We start from the raw sequence: 4134 nt of genomic DNA, 5'->3' as shown, positions 1-4134 counted from the left end.
TCTTGCTCGACAATTCAAAGACAAGAAGAGGCTAGGACTTTTGTCCCAGCCTCTTCTACTTCTTATTTGTAAACTTCTTGATAAAACTCGATCTTGTCGCCTTTTTTAACAGTGGTTTCTGCTGCTCCTTTTGGAGCCATTTCACCATTGATCTTGTACATCCAATAGAGGCCTTTGGCTTCATCTTGGCTGTGACCGTCAATCGAAGTGATCATGCCATTTTTTTCTTCAATTTTGTAGTTGGCTTTGAGCACTTTCATGAGGTTGCTATTTTCTTCAACCTTTAAGGTTTTGCTTTGAGTACTTTGCCCATCTGGTGTGATGGTAACGGTAATTGAAATTTCGTTTTTCTTTGCAACTTCTGTGCTAGCAGAGTTTGGTTTATGGTTCGTGCTGTTCGATGAAGCGCAACCAACTAAAAGTAAGGCTGCAAGCAAGGTCATCCAGCTAGAAATGGTTTTTTTCAACATAGAATCTCCTAAAAATATGATAGAGTAAAGGGTAAAAGCCAATGGTTGATAGGGCGTGGGCTAGGTTAAAGCTAAAGCCATTGACCAAGGCATAGGTCCACCATGGCATGTGGTAAAAGACGGCATACACGCTATCAATCAAAATCCCATAGCCAAAGGACATCAAGCCCACCAAAAGGATCTGGATAGCAAAGGGGAGCCACTTGTAACACATGCGCCAAAGAAGCATCCAACAGCCAAATGCGGCAATCTGAAAGAAAACAATCAAGCCCATCCCCATAAAAAAAGCTGAGACAAACATGGTCAGCGCCATGACAAGAAAGGCGAAAATATAGTCTTCAAAGATCACCAAGAGAAAGAAGATGGCTGAGATAGGCTGGACATTGGGAAACGGAGCAAAGGCCTGACGCAGGGCCACACACAGTGCGGCAAGAAGCGAAATCCGAGTCAATCGCTGCAGTGTCATCACTATCTCCTAGACAATTTCAAATTTGACAGCGCCAGCTGTCGTTCCAACCTTGATCGTTTGGCCTTCCTGGACTTCTCCCTTGAGAAGAAGCTCAGCCAACTGATCTTCCACCTCAGTCTGCAAGACACGACGAAGAGGACGTGCTCCCATTTCAGGATCATACCCTTTGGTCGCAAGCAACTTAAGCGCAGACGGCAGGAATTTGAGGGTCATGCCTTGTTCGGCCAAGGTTGAAATGAGCGGTTTCACCATGACTTTCACAACCTGTTGCATGTCTTCGCTTGATAGGCTATGGAAGACCACCTTTTCATCAATCCGGTTGATAAACTCTGGACGATAGGTTTTCTTCAATTCTTCAAACATGCGTTTTTCCATATTGGCCTGGTCAAAGCGGATATCCTTGGCACCAAAGCCGACTGTCTTATCATCTCGAAGGGCTGTTGCACCAAGGTTTGAAGTCATGATGATAATGGTATTGGAGAAATCGATCTTCCGTCCTTTGCTGTCGGTTAAAACCCCATCATCCAAGACTTGCAAGAGAACATTGAAAATGTCCGGATGCGCTTTTTCCACCTCATCAAACAAGAGGACCGAATAAGGCTTGTTGCGGACTTTCTCGGTCAATTCGCCCCCTTCTTCGTAGCCCACATAGCCTGGAGGGGCACCGTTGAGGCGGCTAGCCGCGAATTTTTCCATGTACTCACTCATATCAAAACGGATGAGGGCCGATTCATCATCAAACAGGACTTCTGCCAAGGCTTTGGCAAGCTCTGTTTTTCCGACACCGGTAGGGCCTAGGAACATGAAAGATCCGATCGGACGTTTATTGCTACGGATACCTGATTGATTCCGTCGAATGGCCCGACTGATGCTCGAAACGGCTTGGTCTTGTCCAATCACGCGCTTGTGCAATTCTGCTTCTAAGTTGAGGTACTTCTTGGCATCCGTTTGAGTCAGTTTTTGAGTTGGAATACCAGATAATTGGCTCAAGGTCACTAAGACATCCTGATCCGTTACTTCTTTTTTATAGACAACCGGTGCAGCTTCTACTTGTAAGAGCTGGGCTGCTTTCTTCCACTTGCCATCCATCAAGGCCCGATCCAAGGCAGTCAACTCTTCTTTTACGTGACCGTTGGAATCGCGGTTTTGTACGGTAGCTGCTGCTTCATCCAAGAGATCAATGGCTGAATCTGGCAATTGACGGCTGGTCAAATAGCGGTGGGCATATTTGACAGCTGTTTCGATCGCTTCATCGGTAATGGTCACATGATGGTGGTCTTGGTAGGTCTCTTTTAAACCTTGAAGGATCTGGATGCTGTCAGCGACACTAGGCTCTTCAATGGTGACTTTGGCAAAGCGACGAGAGAGTGCCGCGTCTTTTTCGATATGTTTTTGGTACTCATCTTGTGTCGTTGCCCCGACTGTACGAAGTGTGCCACGCGCTAAAGCTGGTTTTAGGATATTGGCCGCATCCAAGGTCGAATCAATGCCAGATCCTGACCCCATAATGGTATGCAATTCATCGATAAAGAGAATGACGTGACCATCTTCTTCGATATCCTGGATGATATTGTTCATCCGTTCTTCAAAATCCCCACGAAAACGTGTCCCTGCCACTACATTCATGAGATCCAATTCCAGAACACGCATTTGCGCGATTTCAGCTGGAACATTGCCACTAGCGACACGCTGGGCCAGACCTAATGCAAGAGCAGTCTTTCCGACCCCTGCTTCTCCAACCAAGACCGGATTGTTCTTGGTTTTGCGACTGAGGATTTGGATCATGCGCGAAATCTCAGCATCACGACCGATCACAGGCTCCAGTTGGCCGGTACGGGCCATCTCGGTCAAATCACGGGTATAGTCCTCAAGCCCACCACTGGTCGTTGGAGGCATTCCCATCATATTCCCCATGGTTTGACGGTTAGGATTTTGAGTTCGGTAGAGGCTGCGGATCGCTTTGATGTCAGCCTTGTCCCATCCTGCCTTCACTTCCAAATTTTTACGAAGTGAAGCAACAGGAACACCTTTGTCTTCTTCGGTAAAGGCAAAACCAGCAAACTCCATGACTTGACTCGCCAATGTCCCACGGTCTGCAAGAAGAGAGAGCAAGACATGCTCTGTTCCAATCGCCTTGGCATGAAGGACTTGCGCAATCTCTGTAGCATGTTTCATGATGGCTTCCATTCGATAAGAAAATGGAAAAACCTTATAGCTGTTGTCGCTATGAAAAACTTGGCCCGTAATATGCTCTGCCGCATCCTGGAACTCGTCGATCTGCATTGGGTAGTCACTCAAGACAGATCCTGCTACACTATAGGGATTATTGGCCATGGCCGTCAAGAGATGCCAGGTATCTAAGGTCTCCCCCTCATAATGACCTGCTAGTAGCTGGGCTGCTTCTATACTTTCTAACAGTGCTGTTGAATAGTTCATCTAGTCGCTATTTCCTTTTCTATCTACTTGTTGAATGATTTTTCTCAGCATATGGGCTCTCAGAATCGGAGCATCCTGAGCTAAGACCTCGTCTGAAGTCGTAGCCAGCAATAGCTGTGTTTCTCGTTGTGTCAATAGTTGTTCTTCATAGAGCATCTGCAAAATATCATTGAAGACATGCTGGCTGATTTGCTCTCCGATACTGGCTGCTAAATCCTGAAGCATCTGATGATGATCTGAAAATTGAACCTTGCCAATACGAATATAACCACCACCGCCACGCTTACTTTCCACCACATAGCCCCGGCTCTCTGTAAAACGTGTCTTGATGACATAGTTAATCTGACTCGGAACGACCTGAAAAACATCTGCCAATTCACTTCTCTTGAGTTCTGCCATTCCAGCCTGGGCCAGAATAGCCTTGATATAGGCTTCGATGCTATCAGATGTGTTCTTATTTGCCATGATGCTCCTTTCTAGTCTGCTCGTTTTTAGTTGAGGTTCAGCAGCCACAGATCAAAATTGACCTTCTTTGACTATTATACAATTTTTAGTTCTGTAAATAAAGCAAAGACTATGCAAAATGCGAAGCTCTAACGCTTTTCGTGCAGGTGATAGCCCGTAGTTGAGTCCAATCATCCCAGCGGAGAAAAAGAGAGTGTGACGAAAATCGGTCATTCGTTAGAATTCGATTTCGTTGACCCTCCTCCGCACAGCTTCAACAGTCTGGGAGACTGTTGAAGGTTGCAGATAAAGGAA

General features: G+C 46.1%; 4 protein-coding genes. All 4 read right to left on the bottom strand.

Annotated features, from left to right (window positions below):
* Positions 1 to 62: 62 nt before the first annotated feature.
* Genes BTU61_RS04030 through BTU61_RS04015 form a run of 4 tightly spaced genes read right to left on the bottom strand, consistent with a single transcriptional unit; the run spans position 63 to position 3840 of the window.
* Positions 63 to 470 carry a DUF4430 domain-containing protein gene (locus BTU61_RS04030; protein WP_200772431.1) on the bottom strand — a complete coding sequence of 136 codons (408 nt, stop codon included), beginning with the start codon at positions 468 to 470 and terminating at the stop codon, positions 63 to 65.
* Positions 448 to 936 (bottom strand): ECF transporter S component, encoded by a 489-nt coding sequence (locus BTU61_RS04025; RefSeq protein WP_200772430.1) that lies wholly within the window; start codon positions 934 to 936, stop codon positions 448 to 450. The genes BTU61_RS04030 and BTU61_RS04025 overlap by 23 nt, the downstream gene beginning before the upstream one ends.
* Positions 937 to 945: 9 nt before the next feature.
* Positions 946 to 3375 (bottom strand): ATP-dependent Clp protease ATP-binding subunit, encoded by a 2430-nt coding sequence (locus BTU61_RS04020; protein WP_200772429.1) that lies wholly within the window; start codon positions 3373 to 3375, stop codon positions 946 to 948.
* Positions 3376 to 3840 (bottom strand): CtsR family transcriptional regulator, encoded by a 465-nt coding sequence (locus BTU61_RS04015; protein WP_187538347.1) that lies wholly within the window; start codon positions 3838 to 3840, stop codon positions 3376 to 3378.
* Between the last annotated feature and the right edge of the window lie 294 nt (positions 3841 to 4134).

It is taken from the genome of Streptococcus lactarius, assembly GCF_016642265.1.
Taxonomy (GTDB): Bacteria; Bacillota; Bacilli; order Lactobacillales; family Streptococcaceae; genus Streptococcus; species Streptococcus lactarius.
Note: the sequence above shows the minus strand (reverse complement) of the source record. Positions and strands in the feature narration are given on the sequence as shown.